This is a genomic window from Pseudomonas sp. IPO3778 (assembly GCF_013386825.1).
Taxonomy (GTDB): domain Bacteria; phylum Pseudomonadota; class Gammaproteobacteria; order Pseudomonadales; family Pseudomonadaceae; genus Aquipseudomonas.
The window spans coordinates 122755-138003 of the sequence record NZ_JACARC010000012.1 but is presented as its reverse complement, the minus strand read 5'-3'; the positions used below and the strand labels follow the sequence as shown (position 1 = coordinate 138003).

Below are 15249 nucleotides of genomic sequence, written 5' to 3'. Positions count from 1 at the left end.
CCCATAGCGGCCGTTACCGCAGAAATGGATATGTACACGGAACCCCCCCCAGTCCCATCTATTAGTGCCGCTTCGCGCCCCAACGGGAGCAAGCTCCCTCGCCACGGTCTTCAGCGTTGTTATTCAAATCGTTAATAACGCCTGCGCCAGATCCGCCCGCAAATCTTCCACATCCTCAACCCCCACCGACAACCGCACCAACCCATCCCCAATCCCCAGTTGCGCCCGGGTCGCCGCCGGAATGCTCGCATGGGTCATGATCGCCGGGTGCTCGATCAAACTTTCCACGCCGCCCAGGCTTTCGGCCAAGGCAAAGATCTTCACGTTTTCCAGGAAGCGTGTGGCACCCGCCAGGTCGGTTTTCAGGTCTACCGAGATCATCCCGCCAAACCCGCGCATCTGCCGGCGCGCCAGCTCATGTTGCGGATGGGACGCCAACCCCGGGTAGTAAACCCGCGCCACCTGCGGCTGTTGCTCCAGCCAGGTCGCCAGCTCCAGCGCGTTGCTGCAATGCCGCTCCATGCGCAGGGCCAGGGTCTTCACCCCGCGCAGGGTCAGGAAGGCGTCAAACGGTCCGGCAATCGCCCCCACGGAGTTTTGCAGGAAGCCCACGCGCTCGGCCAGTTCAGGGTTCTGGCCGACCACGGCGATGCCGCCGATCACATCGGAGTGGCCGTTGAGGTACTTGGTGGTGGAGTGCACCACGATGTCGACACCCAGCTCCAGCGGGCGCTGGATCCATGGGCTGGCGAAGGTGTTGTCGGCCACGCAGAGAATGCCCCGGGCCTTGCACACCCGGGCGATGGCGGCGAGGTCGGTCAGGCTCAGCAGCGGGTTGCTCGGGGTCTCGACCCAGACCATCCGCGTGTCGTCCTGCAACGCGGCTTCGAAGGCCGACAGGTCGGTCAGGTCGACGAAGCTGAAGCGATGCCCGGCGCTGCGTTGGCGCACCTTGTCGAACAGGCGGAAGGTGCCGCCGTACAAGTCATTGCCGGAGACCACGTGGGAGCCGGCGTCCAGCAGTTCCAGCACGCTGGAAATCGCCGCCAGCCCGGAGGCGAATGCAAAGGCCTGGGTGCCGCCTTCCAGGTCGGCCACGCAGCGTTCCAGGGCAAAGCGCGTGGGGTTGTGGGAGCGCCCGTAGTCGAAGCCTTTGTGAACGCCGGGGCTGTCCTGCAGGTAGGTGGAGTTGGCGTAGATCGGCGGCATCAGCGCCCCGGTGGTCGGGTCCGGGGACTGCCCGGCATGGATCACTCGGGTGGCGAAGGCGCTTTTATCGGGCTGGGTCATGCAAGGGATCTCCGTAGGTGATTGAGCAGGTCGACGCGGGTGATCAGGCCGTGAAAGCCCGAGGCGTCGGCAATGATGGCGACCAGTCCGCGGTCCAGCTCGGCCTGCAATTGCGCAAGGCTGGCGCTGGGCGCGAGGGTGTGCAGGGCGTTGGTCATGGCGCTGGCCACGGTCATGGAAAAGTGCGCGGCGTTGTGATGCAGGCCGAGCAACACGTCCGACTCATCGAGCACCCCCACCAGTTGCCGGCCGTCCACCAGCACCGGCAGTTGGGAGACATCCGCCAGGCGCATGCGCTGGAAGGCGGTGAGCAGGCTATCGTCAGGGCCGACGCTGATCACCCGGCCGTCTTCGAAGCGCCGGGCGATCAGGTCACGCAGGTCGCCGTAGTGTTTGTACTGGAGCAGGCCCTGGTCGTTCATCCATTGGTCGTTGTAGACCTTCGATAAATAGCGCGTGCCGGTGTCGCAGACGAAAGTGACCACGCGCTTGGGCTCGGTCTGTTCGCGGCAGTAACGCAGGGCGGCGGCGAGCAGGGTGCCAGTGGAAGACCCGCCGAGAATGCCTTCGGCCCGCAGCAGTTGGCGGGCGTGGTCGAAGCTTTCTTCGTCGCTGATGGAATAGGCGTGGCGCACGCTGGACAGGTCGGCAATGGAGGGAATGAAGTCTTCGCCGATGCCTTCCACCGCCCACGAGCCGGGCTCGATCAGGGTGCCGCTGCGGCTGTACTCCGCCATCACTGAGCCCACCGGGTCCGCCAGCACCATGGCCAGCTCGGGCTGCACGCGCTTGAAGAAACGGGTCAGGCCGGTGAGGGTGCCGGCCGAGCCGACGCCGACCACGATGGCGTCCAGGTCATGCTGGGTCTGGGCCCAGATTTCTGGCGCGGTGCTGGTTTCGTGGGCGAGGGGGTTGGCCGGGTTGTTGAATTGGTCGGCGAAGAACGAGTCCGGAATGTCTTTGGCCAGCCGGGCGGCGACGTCCTGGTAATACTCGGGGTGGCCCTTGCCGACATCGGAGCGGGTGATGTGCACTTCGGCGCCCATGGCTTTGAGGTGCAAGACCTTTTCGGTGGACATCTTGTCCGGCACCACCAACACCACCCGGTAACCCTTGGCGCGGCCCACCAGGGCCAGGCCGAGGCCGGTGTTGCCGGCGGTGGCTTCGATGATGGTGCCGCCGGGGCGCAGGCGGCCATCGCGCTCGGCGGCGTCGATCATGGCCAGGCCGATGCGGTCCTTGATCGAACCGCCGGGGTTCTGGGATTCAAGCTTGAGGAACAGCGTGCACGGGCCGGTATCGAAACGGCTGACCCGCACCAGCGGGGTGTTGCCGATCAGTTCGAGCACGGCGGGGCGGGAAGCGGTGGGCATGTCGTCACCTGGCTACGGGAGGGCGTATGGGATGGACAGCAGCAGTTAAAGCATGGTTTCGAACATAGGCCGGTATCGTGCAGGTCGCAACCGGGCGGCCGCCAGAATGTCTTTTTTTGGCGCATTGTTGCTTCATGACGGAGCACGGTGCAGGGCGGCCAACGTGCCAATTTTCGCTCGGGCTCCCGTATTTATTGGCTTGCAGGCAATTGGCCCAGCGCTTGCTTCAAGAAATCCAAACTTGAATACAAGATGGAATCCTTAATGAACAACGCACAACTCGGATGGACCCTGGGTGAATGGCAGGCCGCTTACCGCAGCCAGGCGCTGACCCCGGACATTCTCCTGACCCTGGCCGGCACCTTTCCCGCCCCGGACACGGCCTGGATCAGCCAGGTACAACCGCAGCAGTTGCGTGCCCAGTTGGCGCAACTGGCCGAGCGGCTTGCGGCGGTCGGTGGCGATATCGAGCAGTTGCCGCTGTATGGCGTGCCGTTCGCCATCAAGGACAACATCGATGCCGCCGGTTGGCAGACCACGGCGGCGTGCCCTGAATTTGCCTATACCGCGCAAGCGGATGCCTCGGTGGTGGCCCGGCTGCGGGCGGCGGGGGCGATCCTGATGGGCAAGACCAACCTCGATCAGTTCGCCACTGGCCTGGTCGGCACACGCTCGCCCTACGGTGCGGTGGGTAACAGCTTCAACCCGGACTATGTCAGCGGGGGTTCCAGCTCGGGCTCGGCCTCGGTGGTTGCCCGGGGCCTCGTGGCATTTTCCCTGGGCACCGACACGGCGGGTTCCGGGCGGGTGCCCGCGGGCTTCAACAATATTGTCGGGTTGAAGCCGACCAAGGGCCGTTTGTCCAACACCGGGTTGGTGCCGGCGTGCCGCACCGTGGACTGCATTTCGGTGTTCGCCCTGACCGTTGAAGACGCTGAGGCCGTGGCGGGTGTGGCCGCCGCTTATGACGCCAGCGATGCGTATTCACGCAACAATCCCAACACCGCGCCGGTGGCCGTAGGCGCCACGATCAAACTGGCGGTGCCGGCCAGCCTGGCGTTTTTTGGCGACGCGCAGAACCAGGCGGTGTTTGAACAGGCACTGCTACGGTTCAAGGCCCTCGGCGCCGAAATCACCCCGGTGGATTTCAGCCCGTTTCAGCAACTCGCCGAGCAACTGTATTTCGGTTCCTGGGTCGCCGAGCGCACGGTGGCGCTGGAGGGCATGCTCGCCAACAACCCCGATGCGATCAATCCGGTGGTGCGCGGCATTGTCGAAAACGGCCTCACGTACAGTGCCTGCGATGCCTATAAGGCCGAATACCTGCGGGCCGAATTGAGCCGCCGCATCAACGACACCCTGGCCGGTTTCGACGCGTTGCTGGTGCCGACATCACCGACGATTCGCACCCTGGCAGAGATGGCCGCAGAGCCGGTGCTCTACAATTCGCAGTTTGGTTTCTACACCAACTTCACCAACCTGGCGGACCTCTCGGCCCTGGCTGTGCCTGCCGGGATGCGCAGCGATGGTTTGCCTTGCGGCATCACCCTCATCGCGCCTGCCTGGCATGACGCGGCGCTGACCCATCTGGGCAAACGCTGGCAGGCCGGCCTTGACCTGCCGCTGGGCGCCACCGAACGCCCGCTGCCGCTACCGGCGGTTGCACGCCAGGCGCCGGGCAGCGTACGTGTGGCGGTGGTCGGTGCTCACCTCACCGGGATGCCGCTGAATGGCCAATTGACCAGCCGCAATGCGGTGCTGGTGGAGCAAACCCTCACCGCGAGCCACTACCGCCTGCATGCGTTGCCGGGCACGGTGCCGCCCAAGCCGGGGTTGGTCAAGGATGAGACGGGCCGCTCGATCATCGTCGAGCTGTGGGACATGCCTGTCGCGCGCTTTGGCGAGTTTGTCGCCGAGATCCCGGCGCCACTGGGCATCGGCAACCTGACCCTGGCGGATGGCCGTAGCGTGAAGGGGTTTATCTGTGAACCCTGGGCCCTGGCAGGCGCCACCGACATCACCGAATTCGGCGGCTGGCGCGCCTACATGGTGAGCAGGGTGTAGGCATACAGCCGCTGTGTGGCGAGGGAGCAAGCTCCCTCGCCACCGGTTATTGCTGCGTGGCCAGGAGGTGCTGCAGCCGATTGATCACGGCCTCACTGGCACTCAGCATCGGCGCCCGCAGCTCACTGCCGATCAAGCCCTCCATCGCCAGCGCCGCCTTCACCGGGGCCGGGTTGGGCTCCACGAACATCGTGTGAATCAACGCCAGCAACCCAAAAAACGTTTCACCCCCCTCGGCCAACCGGTTATCGCGAACCTGTCGATGCAGCTTCACAAACGCTTCGGTCCGCACATGGGCCGACGCGGCAATCGCACCGGTTGCCCCCAGGCACAGCGCGTTGAATATCTGCACGTCCTCCCCACACAACACATCCACCTGCCCACTCGCCAACAGCGCCAAGGTGTTGGCCAGGTTCCCGCCGCAATCCTTGATCGCGACGATCCGTTCATGGGCGACGATGTTCAGTAGCGTCGCCTGGTCGAAGGCAATGCCGGTGCGATAGGGAATGTCATACAGAATGATCGGCACGCTGGACGCATCGGCCACGGTGCGAAAGAACCCTTCAAGGCCTGCCTGGGACGGGCGGATATAGCTCGGCGGCGGCACCAGTAAACCGGCCACCGGGCGCTTCAAAATTTCAATCTGGAACTGCAACAGCTCAACCTGGTTATAGCCCGCCAGGCCCATCACGACGTGTTGCGGCGGCACGCGTTCGAGCACGGCGTCCAGCACCGCCAACTGCTCCTGGCGACTCAGCGAGGCGGCTTCGCCGGTGGTGGTGCAGACCATGATCCCGGCCACGCCTTTTTCCAGCAGATGGCCGACCAGACGGCGCAGGCCGATGAAGTCGATGGCGCCGTTATGAAACGGTGTCACAACGGGAACCCAGATACCTTGAAACGATGACATGCGCTTTCTCCTGATGGTTGACCGATTGAGTCACCGTCAGAAGGGCAGAGGGAGGTAAGCAAGAGGGAGGGGGCCTTCGCGCTCAATGTCCTGTCAGCTCATCTGACGGGACAGCGCGCCCCGGTCACATGAGCGACTGTTTCTTCGATTTGAGGGCGTGCGCAACGCAACCTTGCGCCTTGGCAATCAAGCCAATGGCGGAAAAGTTGAAGGTCGTTGCAGACATTGAGGACACACCCTGAAGAAGGCGCTTATCTTTATGGATTATTACAGGGTGTGTCAACACACAGTGCTCAGCCGCGGTTCAGCCAGTGGCGCACAAAACGCACCACTTCCGCTGACAGCTCTGCATCTTCCGGCGTGCCCATGAAACCGCCGTGGGGCATGGCTTCAAAAACGTGCAGTTCCACCGGCACTTCAGCCCGTCGCAGCGCGCGGTGCAAGCGCACCGCGTTGGACAGGAACAGGTCGCGGGTGCCGCTTTGCACGAACGTCGGTGGGAAGCCCTGCTCAAAGTCCCCGAACAGCGGCGACAGGTAGGGGTGAGCCAAATCGGCGCCAGCGGCGTATAGCCGGTTGACGCTCATCAGGGGGTTGGGCAGCACCAGGTCGACGGTGCGGTTGACCTGGAAGCTGTCGCCCGATTCGGTCAGGTCCACTTCGGGGGACAACAGCACCAGCGCAGCCGGCAGCGGCAAGCCTTCGTCGCGGGCTCGCAGCACGGTGGCGGCGGCCAAGTTGCCGCCCGCTGATCGGCCGCCGATCACGATCTTGTCCGGTGCGTAATGCGACAGGACATGCCGATAGGTCGCGATGCAGTCATCGAGTGCCGCGGGGTAGGGATGGTCCGGTGGCATGCGGTAGTCCACGCCGTAACAGGTCATGCGGTGCAGGTCGGCGTGTTTGCCGGCAGCGAGGCGGGCGTTTTCGCCGCCGCCGAACACCAGTGCACCGCCGTGCAGGTCGATATAGGCAAATTCGGCACCCTCGGCCGGCGTTGCTCGGTACACCGTGGCGCTTTCCACGATGATCGTCTCGACGCGGGCACTCAGGCGTTCAGCCTGACCCACCTGTGACGCAGCGTACTGTTGGGCAACGGCGGCCTGCATGCGGCGCCAGCCGTCGTGGTCGTCGGCGGCGGGCAGGGTGTACAGGCTGTTCAGCGGCACGCCATCTTCATTCACCAGGCGCTGTAACGCGGCCTGGGCTTCGGGGCTGATGGACTGGGGAACCGGGATGATTCGCAGGTCGATTTTTACGCCGTTACTCATGATCTGCACCGTTGGGGGTAAAGCGGGAGGCGCGCCAAGACGCGTGCGCATTTTTGTCGTTACCGGTACTACACTGCAAGTCCAAACCTCCCATCAGGGGAATCGTCATGATGAGCAAAAACACAATTTGCCTTTGGTACGACGGCGACGCACTGGATGCGGCGAACTTCTATGCCAGGACCTTCCCGGACAGTGCTGTAACGGCCGTTCATCACGCGCCGGGGGATTATCCGGCGGGCAAGCAGGGTGATGTGTTGACCGTGGAATTCACGGTGATGGGCATCCCGTGTCTCGGGCTGAACGGCGGCTCCGGGGTGAAGCACAACCAGGCGTTCTCCTTTCAGGTAGCCACCGACGACCAGGCGGAAACCGACCGCTTGTGGCACGCGATTGTCAGCCATGGCGGCCAGGAAAACGTCTGCGGCTGGTGCCAGGACAAATGGGGTATTTCGTGGCAGATCACCCCGAGGGTGCTGTCGGCGGCGATCACCAATCCCGACCGCGCTGCAGCCAAGCGGGCGTTTGATGCCATGATGGGCATGACCAGGATTGATAGTGCGGGGATTGAAGCCGCGCTCAAAGGTTGATTGCCTGAACCCGTCGCTTGAGTCAATCGGCGCTCAGGGCTGTCCGGTCAACCAGACGAATCCGGTTGCGCCCACCACGCTTGGACTCATACAGCGCCGCATCGCCTTGCTCGATCAACGCGGCCAGGCTCGCGGGCGGCGTGTCGAACAGGCTGGCGCCGATGCTCAGGGTCACCGCTTCAGGCGTGACAAACGCCTGTGAGGCGGCTTGATGAAACTGTTCACGCAGGGCGCTGCCCAGCGCGACAATCTGCTGGTTCGAGCTGTTGTTAAGCAGGATCACAAACTCGTCACCGCCCAACCTCGCCGCCAGCGCATCATCGGGCAACTGCGCGCGAATCATCTCGCTCAGCGCCACCAGCAGCCGGTCGCCGGCGGTATGGCCGTACAGGTCGTTGATCAGCTTGAAATTGTCGATATCGATCAGCAGCAAGGCCCCTGGCCGGGCCTGCGACACCCCGTTCAACAGGCCCGGTGCCCGCAGCTCCAGGGCACGGCGGTTGTACAGGGCGGTCAATGGATCCCGCGCGGCCAGCCGTGCAATCTGCTCCTCACGCCGGTAGCGCTCGGTGCCGGTCATCGACAATGCAATCAGCATGATCGCCATCGTGCCTTCCACCAGCGACACCTGAATGATCTGACCGCGAAACGCCGTCAGATCGATCAGCGTGCCCGGCACAATCGCCGACAACGCCTTGGCCACATAGAACACCCCGTGAGCCAGCAGCACATAGCGCAGCTGCACCGCGCCCACGCTCAGTGACCGGCCATGGGGGCGCAGCAGGAAACTGGCCCGCAGGGTCGGCAGGGCAACCAGCAGCGAGTTGGCCAGCAGCATGGCCTTGGACCACGACGGGCCTTCCGGCAAGAGCAGCATGGCAAACCAGGCGACGAACATCAGGTACCAGGCGCGAGACAGGCGTACCTGGGTGAAACGCGCGACCCCCAGCAGGAAGAGCCCGTGGGCGGCGATCAACAGCCCGTTGGCGAACCAGATGCCAATCAACATCAAGCCGCTGGCCCGCAGCACGGCCAGGGTACTGCCCACGCTGATAAGGGAGAAACCGGCGGTCCAGTACAGCAGCGAAGGTTCGCGCACATTACGCCACTCGACCGCCAGGTACAGCGCGGCGGCGCCTGCGAGGGCGATACTGAGGACCAGAATGGTAATGGGGTCGAGCGCCATGAACGGACTGGCCTGCCTGAAGTGCGGTGAGAGCGCGATTGTATGCGTTTAGGCCGGCTTTTCGCAGTCCTCAGGCCCTGCGCGCCATCAACAAGACCGCTGCCGCCGCCGACAACAACCCCGCGCAGCAGCGATTGAACATCCGCTTGCCCCGAGGCTGTGCAAACCAGCGGCGCATATGCAAGCCCATGTACGCGTAGGCGCTGATGGCGATCCACTCCAGTGCCAGGAACATCGCGCCCAGCAGGGCGAATTGCGGGGTGATCGGCTGGCCCGGGTCGACGAATTGCGGCAGGAAGGCGGTGAAAATCAGGATCGCTTTGGGATTGCCCGCCGCCACCAGAAACTCCTGTCGGGCCAACGCCCACAATCCTGCCTTGGCCGCCGTCGATTCGGCTTCCGCCTGCGGATTGGCCCGCCACAATTGATACGCCAGATAAAACAGATACGCGGCGCCCAGGATCTTGATCCCGTAAAACAACCACTCCGAGGTTTGCAGCACCACCGCCAGCCCGGCGGAGGCGAGGGCGATCATCCCGGCGAAGGCCAACAAACGCCCGATACCCGCCAGGCACGAAGTGCGGTAACCGTAGCGGGTGGAATTGCTCACGGACAGCAGGTTGTTCGGGCCGGGCGCCATGTTGAGGGCGAAGCAGGCCGGGAGGAAGAGGCTGAGGGTGGCGAGGTCCATGGGAGTTCCGGTATCGACGGGGGCTGATGAATTCACGAGGATAGGATAGGGGCGGGCGCTATAACAACTGAGGCGTTCAAGTCTCGTTGGTCAGGTCGATACTCATCATCAGGAAAAACCGGACTGATTTATTTCAGTCCCTTGGCATGGCCTGTCGTACGCGCTGAGGCGGTGAGCACGGCACCTTGCTCCATTGCCTACAGTTGCGTCAGAATCCGCCGGCTTGTGCACCTGGGTTGGCCTCTCTAAGGTTGCTCGGTCGCTGAAACCTCAGTGATCGGGTTTAGTAGCCCGACGTATTCTAGGCAATGTGCATGAGCATCATCTGTCAGACGTCTTTGTCTGTACTTAATGGTGGCTGTGTGCAGGGCGCCCTCGGGCGCGCCGGTTTTGTCTGGAATACCCGGTCTACTAACCTGCACACAGCTGCCACCTCTCGTTTAGTAGCGAAAAGGTGGCGGCCAAAATGGAGCATCCAGACAATGTTCAAGGTTACCCCTAATCCTCCGGGAACTCCCGACCCAAAACTCCACCAGGCCGCCCAGCGCGCCTTGGACCACTACCTCAATCCACCCGCCAAAACTGCCCCGTCATCGGGGGTGTTGTTCAGCGTTGCTGCCGATGCCAGCAGTGAAAGTCTGATTGCCAACAGTTATGAAACCTTCTCCTCGGTCAGCGCATTGCTGCTTGATCTGTCGGAGGCGTTGAGCGGAAAAGACCGTGACGTGACATTGGCTATTCATCAGCTCAGCGAGTTGGGGGTACTGTTGATGGGCAAGCTGATGGATCGGGAGCTGCCTTGTAGCTGACGCCAGACGAGGCTGTATTCAACCCGCTCAATGGATTAGTCGCTGAGGCGTTGAAGGCTTCTACGGCGCCTCAGCGACGACGAGTGTAGGCTGCTGCCTTGAACTGAGTGACTCGTTAATCAATAGCGGCTTTCGGCCAGTAGCTGCCTGTCGGAATCGGCTGAAGTAGCCACAAAGCGGTCATCTCCGCGTTCCAGTATTATTATGCCGACCTTCGGACTGTTTATAGGTAGATTGATCTATGGCCAGAAGCGTTAGGCTTCAAAAAAAGCTGCATGCACGGCATCTGATGGAGACAGCTGAAGAGGTGGTACTTGATGATAGCCTTGTTGGAAAGCTATGGGCGCTCAATCAAGGTGACAGATTTGAGTTAAATTCAGCTTCTCTCAGTTCTGCAGTTGTTCAAAAGTACCGCTTGGAATACGTGATAACGAGAGGCCCTGTTCCTGGGCACTGGCTGTACACAAAATTTGACCCAGAGGAACTTGTATTATTTTTTACGGCAAAAGATTTTGACGGCATTTGCCATGGTTGGACTCTGTTTGACGAGTGACAATCTCAGTTTTAGCTCTCTGAGAGGCAGCTCCGGGTCTATCGAAGTCGTCCATGAATGAATGCTATTGGCCGAAAACGCCTCCAGTGCGCAACGGAGGGGGTTGAGGGATTCGTGGTCGGTTCGTAAGCTTGAGAACCTTCATTGATGACTACCGAAATGGAAACTAATTTGTCGCTGCAGATCGAGCGCGCAGCCTATAAAGAGTTCATCCGGCTGTGGGGCCAAGGAAGCTTCAAGCATCAGCGGTTGGGGCAAGCCTTCTATAATCACTTCAACCTACACAAACTCCACGATCAAGATTCATTGCGCAAACTCTACGAGGCTGAAGGTGAAAAAGCTTCGAGGTTAATTTTGCGCCTTTTTCATTTTCACTGACCGGCAGCTTTGGGTCGATTTCGGTCAGTCGTGACAGGCAGAAATCGGCCAATAGGAGCCACTGGGCAGCCTTGCCGCCACTCGATAGCTTCGGCGCCCTAAGCCTTGGGGAGGCTTCCCGTTTCGCCTCACGGAACAACTTATAAGGATGTGAGACATGATGCTATGTTTGGATGGCCAGTTTTCTGAACAAGAACTTTCCGAAAGTGTCGAACTGGATCTACGGAACGTCTCAGCAAATATATGGCCGACGCTGCTCTCTCGGTGCAAAGCAAATGAACTACGCCTTTACAATCTTAAGCTTGCTTCACTTGAGGGAATTGATAGATTAACTAATACACGGCGTTTGACGCTGGAATGGGCGAAAAAAATTGAGACACTGGAACCCGTTTCCGGACTGAGTGGTTTGACGTATCTGGCAATTGGAGACTTTCCAAGGCTGCGGCAACTCGACGGGCTTGAGAAGCTAAGCGAGCTGACAGAGCTGCGTCTGTCCGGTAGCCAGGGTGGAGGCTCGCCTCTCCGCCTTGAATCCATCGAGCCTGTTACTCGTATCTCCAAACTCACCAGACTTTCACTGGCCAATGTGAAGTTCGAGGTCGATGACATTACTAGCCTCGTTCGCTGTACGTATCTACGCCACTTGAGCTTGACGAACCAGTTCGATCGATCTCAGGTCGCTTTTCTCGCAAGTCGATTGAACAAGCAGCTCGTCGAGCCTCTAACTGCATACGTAAAAACACATCTGCGTTGTATGAAGTGCAGTAGTCTGACGTCTATGTTTACGGGACGAAGAATGCCTTTCCTTTGTCCAGCGTGTGATGCACCGCGATTTGAAAAGCTCACTCGCCAGTTCGAACAGATGATGCACGATGCATGACAACTTCATTTGCTAGACGGATCTATTGCTCGTTTTGGACCATTTTTCACTTGTGCAAGACTGTCCGCTTCGGGTCGATAGCGGCCTGTCAGACGTTTTTATATAAACCATCGCCAGGCTTGCCGGCGGCCACCAGGAACGCCTGTCGCGCCAACGCCCACAACCCCGACTTGGCCACCGTCGACTCCGTCTCTGCTTGCGGATTGCCCTGCCAGAGGAGGCCGCGAGGATTAGACATGGGCCGGCGCTCGTGGCTTACGACCTCCTAGCATTAGGTACTTTAAGGTCGAGCAACAGCGCATCGGTTGCGCGATCGAAATGCTCGATAAGGAAATCCAGCAATACACGCACGCGGGGAACCCGGTAACGACTGCCGTGTAATACCGCGTAGACGCCGGCCTCTCGGACACAAAAGTCGGGCAACAGGACTTTCAGTCGTCCAGCACGGATATCGGCTGCCGCATCCCAAATGGTCTTACGTGCGATGCCATGCCCGGCCAATGCCCATGTGCGCGCGAGCGCGCCATCATTTGTTTCCCATGCCTGGCTCATGGGGACGGTGTGGTTCCATTCCTGACCGTCCACCGCAAAGTGAAAGGTGTTCAATGGACCTGCGGAAGTTACCAGCACGATGAACTTATGGTTAACCAAGTCAGCAGGGGTCTGAGGTTCACCGTATCGAGCCAGGTAGTCAGGCGAAGCGCACAGTACTCGCCAGTTGGGAGCCAACTGCCTGGCGATCATCGAGCTTTCATGTGGCTGTCCAAACCGGATTGCCAGATCGACATCGTCCTGCACCAGATTCGACACCGAATCCGACAACGTCAGCGCGACGGACAGTTCTGGGTGCAATGCACTGAATGCCTCAAGCCAGTCATTCAAAAGATTGCGGCCAAAATCGGCAGACGCGGATATCCGTACCTTGCCACGCACCTCTTTTTGACTGGCTTGAAGCCCCGCTTCTGCCTCATCGATAGCCCGCAATGCGACCCAGCACTGTTGCAAATAAAACCGACCTTCTTCCGTGAGGCGCAACTGACGCGTTGTGCGATCAAACAATTTGGTGCGCAGCGCCGCCTCAAGCTTGATAAGGCGCGCGCTGGCCGCGGCGGGTGACAGCGCCAGTTTGCGTCCCGCGGCAGACAAGCTGCCCAGTGCTGCCGCCTCGACAAACAAACGCATATCACCCAATCGGTCAGTGGCCATATTCAATTCAAATTTGATAGTTCATCAAACTGTATGCCAATTATCAAATCAATGGCAATTCATCACACTCGTGTCTCCCATCCTCTCGAGCACAGGTCATGACCGGCAAATCGCACGTTGAAAATCGCTCTTTCACGACATCGGGCAATACCGAACACCTCACTACCGGGCGTCTCCCACTGGCGGCCCTGTTGGCGCTGACAATGGGTAGCTTTATCGCCACCGCCAACGAAACGGTGCCAGCAGGACTTTTGCCGCAAATCGCCGAGGCATTTGGTGTGTCGCAAGCGTGGGCCGGTCAGATGGTGACACTGTGTGCCCTGGGCTCAGGGTTGGCGGCTATTCCATTGACGCTCGCGTTGCAAGGTTGGCGTCGGCGCTGGGTGCTATTACTGGCCGTCGGGGTGTTTTGCGCTTGTAATGCGGTGACCGCCCTGTCGCCCTGGTTTTCATTGACGCTGGCTGCTCGCTTCGTGGTGGGTATTGCAACCGGTCTGGCCTGGAGCCTGCTGGCCGGCTACGCCAGACGGATGGTCGCCCCACAACTGCAAGGTCGCGCCATGGCACTGGCCATGCTCGGCATCCCTTTGGCACTTGCCCTAGGCGTACCGCTAGGTGCCTGGCTCGGCAAACTGCTGGGATGGCGTTGCGTGTTCGGGACTCTCTCAGGACTCAGCCTTTTGTTGATGACCTGGATATATCTGAACGTGCCTGATTATCCCGGACAACGCTCCGATCGACGCCTGCCGCTCCGCAGGGTTTTGCAAACCCCTGGTGTGCGGCCCGTGCTGGCGGTGGTCATGCTCTGGATCCTGGCCCACTACACCCTCTATACCTATATTGCTGCGTTCCTGGCCTCTGTTGGGTTGGCCGATCAGGTAGATCGGGGCCTTCTTTCATTCGGTATTGCGGCCGTGTTCGGTCTATGGATGATCGGCACGCTGATTGATGGCAGGCTTCGGAGTCTGGTATTGCTCAGTCTGACAGCATTCACCCTGGTTTCGTTTGCCCTTGGGCTGAGTGACCTGCCCGTCAGTGCGATCTATATCAGCATCGTCTTATGGGGGATGAGCTTCGGTGGTGCGCCAACCTTATTGCAAACCGCCTTGGCAGATGTTGCCGGTGACGGCGCTGATATTGCGCAATCAATGCTGGTTACCGTCTTTAACCTTGCGTTTGCAGGCAGTGGTGTGATCGGCGGCGTCCTCTTGGAAACCTCGGGGGCCAGCGCTATTCCCTGGGTAGCGTTGGTGTTGCTGCTGCCGGCGCTGTTGATTGTCGTGATAGCCAAGAGGCATGCCTTCAGGCGTTAACTCTTGCTGAAGCGTTGAGGATTTACTCATTCTGAGAGGGTGGGCAGAGGTGATCATTGAGGTTTCATTTGATTTGGCATCGATACCCACGTTGTTGGCGATCCCTTCAATGAACTCCCGAAGTGGTGCTTGCGCTCACCCTCGTGATGGCACATGGGCACGGAGTGTCGATTCTCGTCACCCGACCCGCGGGATTTGTGGATCAACGCTTCATGGCCTCACATTCGTTACGCAAGTTGTTGTCTCGAATGTTGTTGCAGCTTTGGCCGTTGACTTTGGCATTGCAGTAAGCGCGTTGGTCGTTGTCACTGATGTTGCCGCAACTTTGTCCGCCCATTTCCGCCGAGCAGCTTGCCCGAAGGTCGTTGTTGCTGATGTTGGCGCAGCTTTGGCCGTCGACTTTGGCTTTGCAGTAGGCGCGTTGATCGTTGTCGCTGATGTTGTTGCAGCTTTGACCGCTCATTTGCGCCGAGCAACGTGCCCGAAGGTCGTTGTTGCTGATATTGGCGCAGCTTTGGCCGTCGACTTTGGCTTTGCAGTAGGCGCGTTGATCGTTGTCACTGATCGTGTTGCAACCGGCATACGCGTAGCCACTCAACATCAATAACATCGCAATGATGACTCTCATCACTCTCTTCCTGTTTTGTCAGCCAATAGCCTGACGCTGACTGTTCCAAAATAACTTCGCTCCTGTGATGAGCTATCAAATTGACATCATTTTTTTGGAAAGTTCCATGG

15 protein-coding genes and 1 pseudogene are annotated in these 15249 nt (G+C 60.2%); 7 read left to right on the top strand and 9 right to left on the bottom strand.

Annotated features, from left to right (window positions below; genetic code table 11):
- Positions 1-123: 123 nt before the first annotated feature.
- Entirely contained in the window at positions 124-1290 is a 1167-nt protein-coding gene (locus tag HX855_RS04400) for a cystathionine gamma-synthase (protein WP_177089012.1), read from the bottom strand.
- Positions 1287-2663, bottom strand: coding sequence for a cystathionine beta-synthase (locus HX855_RS04395; protein WP_177089011.1), 1377 nt, complete (start codon positions 2661-2663; stop codon positions 1287-1289). Before HX855_RS04395 ends, HX855_RS04400 begins: the two co-directional genes overlap by 4 nt.
- A gap of 264 nt (positions 2664-2927) precedes the next feature.
- Between HX855_RS04395 and atzF the strand changes: the two genes are divergently transcribed.
- Positions 2928-4727, top strand: a complete 1800-nt coding sequence (gene atzF, locus HX855_RS04390; protein WP_177089010.1) for an allophanate hydrolase — start codon at positions 2928-2930, stop codon at positions 4725-4727.
- 46 nt (positions 4728-4773) lie between these two features.
- On the opposite strand, the gene dapA is transcribed toward atzF, so the two are convergent.
- Together dapA and HX855_RS04380 are read right to left on the bottom strand one after the other, a co-directional pair.
- A complete protein-coding gene (gene dapA, locus HX855_RS04385; RefSeq protein ID WP_177089009.1) occupies positions 4774-5637 on the bottom strand; it encodes a 4-hydroxy-tetrahydrodipicolinate synthase in 864 nt (287 codons plus the stop codon).
- Between the two features lie 293 nt (positions 5638-5930).
- Positions 5931-6908, bottom strand: coding sequence for an alpha/beta hydrolase (locus HX855_RS04380; RefSeq protein WP_177089008.1), 978 nt, complete (start codon positions 6906-6908; stop codon positions 5931-5933).
- Between the two features lie 107 nt (positions 6909-7015).
- Here HX855_RS04380 and HX855_RS04375 point away from each other — a divergent pair, with 107 nt between their 5' ends.
- Positions 7016-7495, top strand: coding sequence for a VOC family protein (locus HX855_RS04375; protein WP_177089007.1), 480 nt, complete (start codon positions 7016-7018; stop codon positions 7493-7495).
- Positions 7496-7517: 22 nt separating this feature from the next.
- Here HX855_RS04375 and HX855_RS04370 read toward each other — a convergent pair whose 3' ends face one another.
- Both HX855_RS04370 and HX855_RS04365 read right to left on the bottom strand, forming a co-directional pair.
- Positions 7518-8681: a GGDEF domain-containing protein gene (locus tag HX855_RS04370; RefSeq protein ID WP_177089006.1), complete on the bottom strand. Its 1164-nt coding sequence runs from the start codon at positions 8679-8681 to the stop codon at positions 7518-7520.
- Between the two features lie 70 nt (positions 8682-8751).
- Positions 8752-9372, bottom strand: a complete 621-nt coding sequence (locus HX855_RS04365; protein ID WP_177089005.1) for a LysE family translocator — start codon at positions 9370-9372, stop codon at positions 8752-8754.
- A 482-nt stretch (positions 9373-9854) separates the two neighbouring features.
- On the opposite strand from HX855_RS04365, the gene HX855_RS04360 reads away from it, so the two are divergent.
- The 4 genes from HX855_RS04360 (at position 9855) to HX855_RS04345 (ending at position 11992) form a co-directional block, all read left to right on the top strand.
- Complete coding sequence (locus tag HX855_RS04360) at positions 9855-10181, top strand: DUF6124 family protein (protein ID WP_177089020.1); 327 nt, start codon at positions 9855-9857, stop codon at positions 10179-10181.
- 241 nt (positions 10182-10422) lie between these two features.
- On the top strand, positions 10423-10734 hold the full coding sequence (locus HX855_RS04355; protein ID WP_177089004.1) for a hypothetical protein: 312 nt from the start codon (positions 10423-10425) through the stop codon (positions 10732-10734).
- 159 nt (positions 10735-10893) lie between these two features.
- The gene (locus HX855_RS04350; protein WP_177089003.1) at positions 10894-11112 is read left to right on the top strand and encodes a hypothetical protein; all 219 of its coding nucleotides are present in this window, start codon (positions 10894-10896) and stop codon (positions 11110-11112) included.
- 157 nt (positions 11113-11269) lie between these two features.
- Positions 11270-11992: a leucine-rich repeat domain-containing protein gene (locus tag HX855_RS04345; RefSeq protein WP_177089002.1), complete on the top strand. Its 723-nt coding sequence runs from the start codon at positions 11270-11272 to the stop codon at positions 11990-11992.
- Between the two features lie 115 nt (positions 11993-12107).
- Here the strand turns inward: HX855_RS04345 and HX855_RS04340 are convergent.
- Together HX855_RS04340 and HX855_RS04335 are read right to left on the bottom strand one after the other, a co-directional pair.
- Positions 12108-12209, bottom strand: a pseudogene (locus HX855_RS04340) (LysE family translocator); the annotation flags it as partial.
- Positions 12210-12247: 38 nt separating this feature from the next.
- A complete protein-coding gene (locus HX855_RS04335) occupies positions 12248-13198 on the bottom strand; it encodes a LysR family transcriptional regulator (protein WP_177089001.1) in 951 nt (316 codons plus the stop codon).
- 98 nt (positions 13199-13296) lie between these two features.
- On the opposite strand from HX855_RS04335, the gene HX855_RS04330 reads away from it, so the two are divergent.
- Complete coding sequence (locus HX855_RS04330; RefSeq protein ID WP_177089000.1) at positions 13297-14511, top strand: MFS transporter; 1215 nt, start codon at positions 13297-13299, stop codon at positions 14509-14511.
- A gap of 202 nt (positions 14512-14713) precedes the next feature.
- Here the strand turns inward: HX855_RS04330 and HX855_RS04325 are convergent, their stop codons facing one another.
- Positions 14714-15139, bottom strand: a complete 426-nt coding sequence (locus HX855_RS04325; RefSeq protein WP_177088999.1) for a hypothetical protein — start codon at positions 15137-15139, stop codon at positions 14714-14716.
- Positions 15140-15249 lie beyond the last annotated feature (110 nt).

Bases quoted from the DNA above. Each gene is read 5' to 3' on its own strand.
- HX855_RS04400 (WP_177089012.1), bottom strand. From the start codon at position 1,290: ATGACCCAGCCCGATAAAAGCGCCTTCGCCACCCGAGTGATCCATGCC.
- HX855_RS04395 (WP_177089011.1), bottom strand. From the start codon at position 2,663: ATGCCCACCGCTTCCCGCCCCGCCGTGCTCGAACTGATCGGCAACACC.
- atzF (WP_177089010.1), top strand. From the start codon at position 2,928: ATGAACAACGCACAACTCGGATGGACCCTGGGTGAATGGCAGGCCGCT.
- dapA (WP_177089009.1), bottom strand. From the start codon at position 5,637: ATGTCATCGTTTCAAGGTATCTGGGTTCCCGTTGTGACACCGTTTCAT.
- HX855_RS04380 (WP_177089008.1), bottom strand. From the start codon at position 6,908: ATGAGTAACGGCGTAAAAATCGACCTGCGAATCATCCCGGTTCCCCAG.
- HX855_RS04375 (WP_177089007.1), top strand. From the start codon at position 7,016: ATGATGAGCAAAAACACAATTTGCCTTTGGTACGACGGCGACGCACTG.
- HX855_RS04370 (WP_177089006.1), bottom strand. From the start codon at position 8,681: ATGGCGCTCGACCCCATTACCATTCTGGTCCTCAGTATCGCCCTCGCA.
- HX855_RS04365 (WP_177089005.1), bottom strand. From the start codon at position 9,372: ATGGACCTCGCCACCCTCAGCCTCTTCCTCCCGGCCTGCTTCGCCCTC.
- HX855_RS04360 (WP_177089020.1), top strand. From the start codon at position 9,855: ATGTTCAAGGTTACCCCTAATCCTCCGGGAACTCCCGACCCAAAACTC.
- HX855_RS04355 (WP_177089004.1), top strand. From the start codon at position 10,423: ATGGCCAGAAGCGTTAGGCTTCAAAAAAAGCTGCATGCACGGCATCTG.
- HX855_RS04350 (WP_177089003.1), top strand. From the start codon at position 10,894: ATGGAAACTAATTTGTCGCTGCAGATCGAGCGCGCAGCCTATAAAGAG.
- HX855_RS04345 (WP_177089002.1), top strand. From the start codon at position 11,270: ATGATGCTATGTTTGGATGGCCAGTTTTCTGAACAAGAACTTTCCGAA.
- HX855_RS04335 (WP_177089001.1), bottom strand. From the start codon at position 13,198: ATGGCCACTGACCGATTGGGTGATATGCGTTTGTTTGTCGAGGCGGCA.
- HX855_RS04330 (WP_177089000.1), top strand. From the start codon at position 13,297: ATGACCGGCAAATCGCACGTTGAAAATCGCTCTTTCACGACATCGGGC.
- HX855_RS04325 (WP_177088999.1), bottom strand. From the start codon at position 15,139: ATGAGAGTCATCATTGCGATGTTATTGATGTTGAGTGGCTACGCGTAT.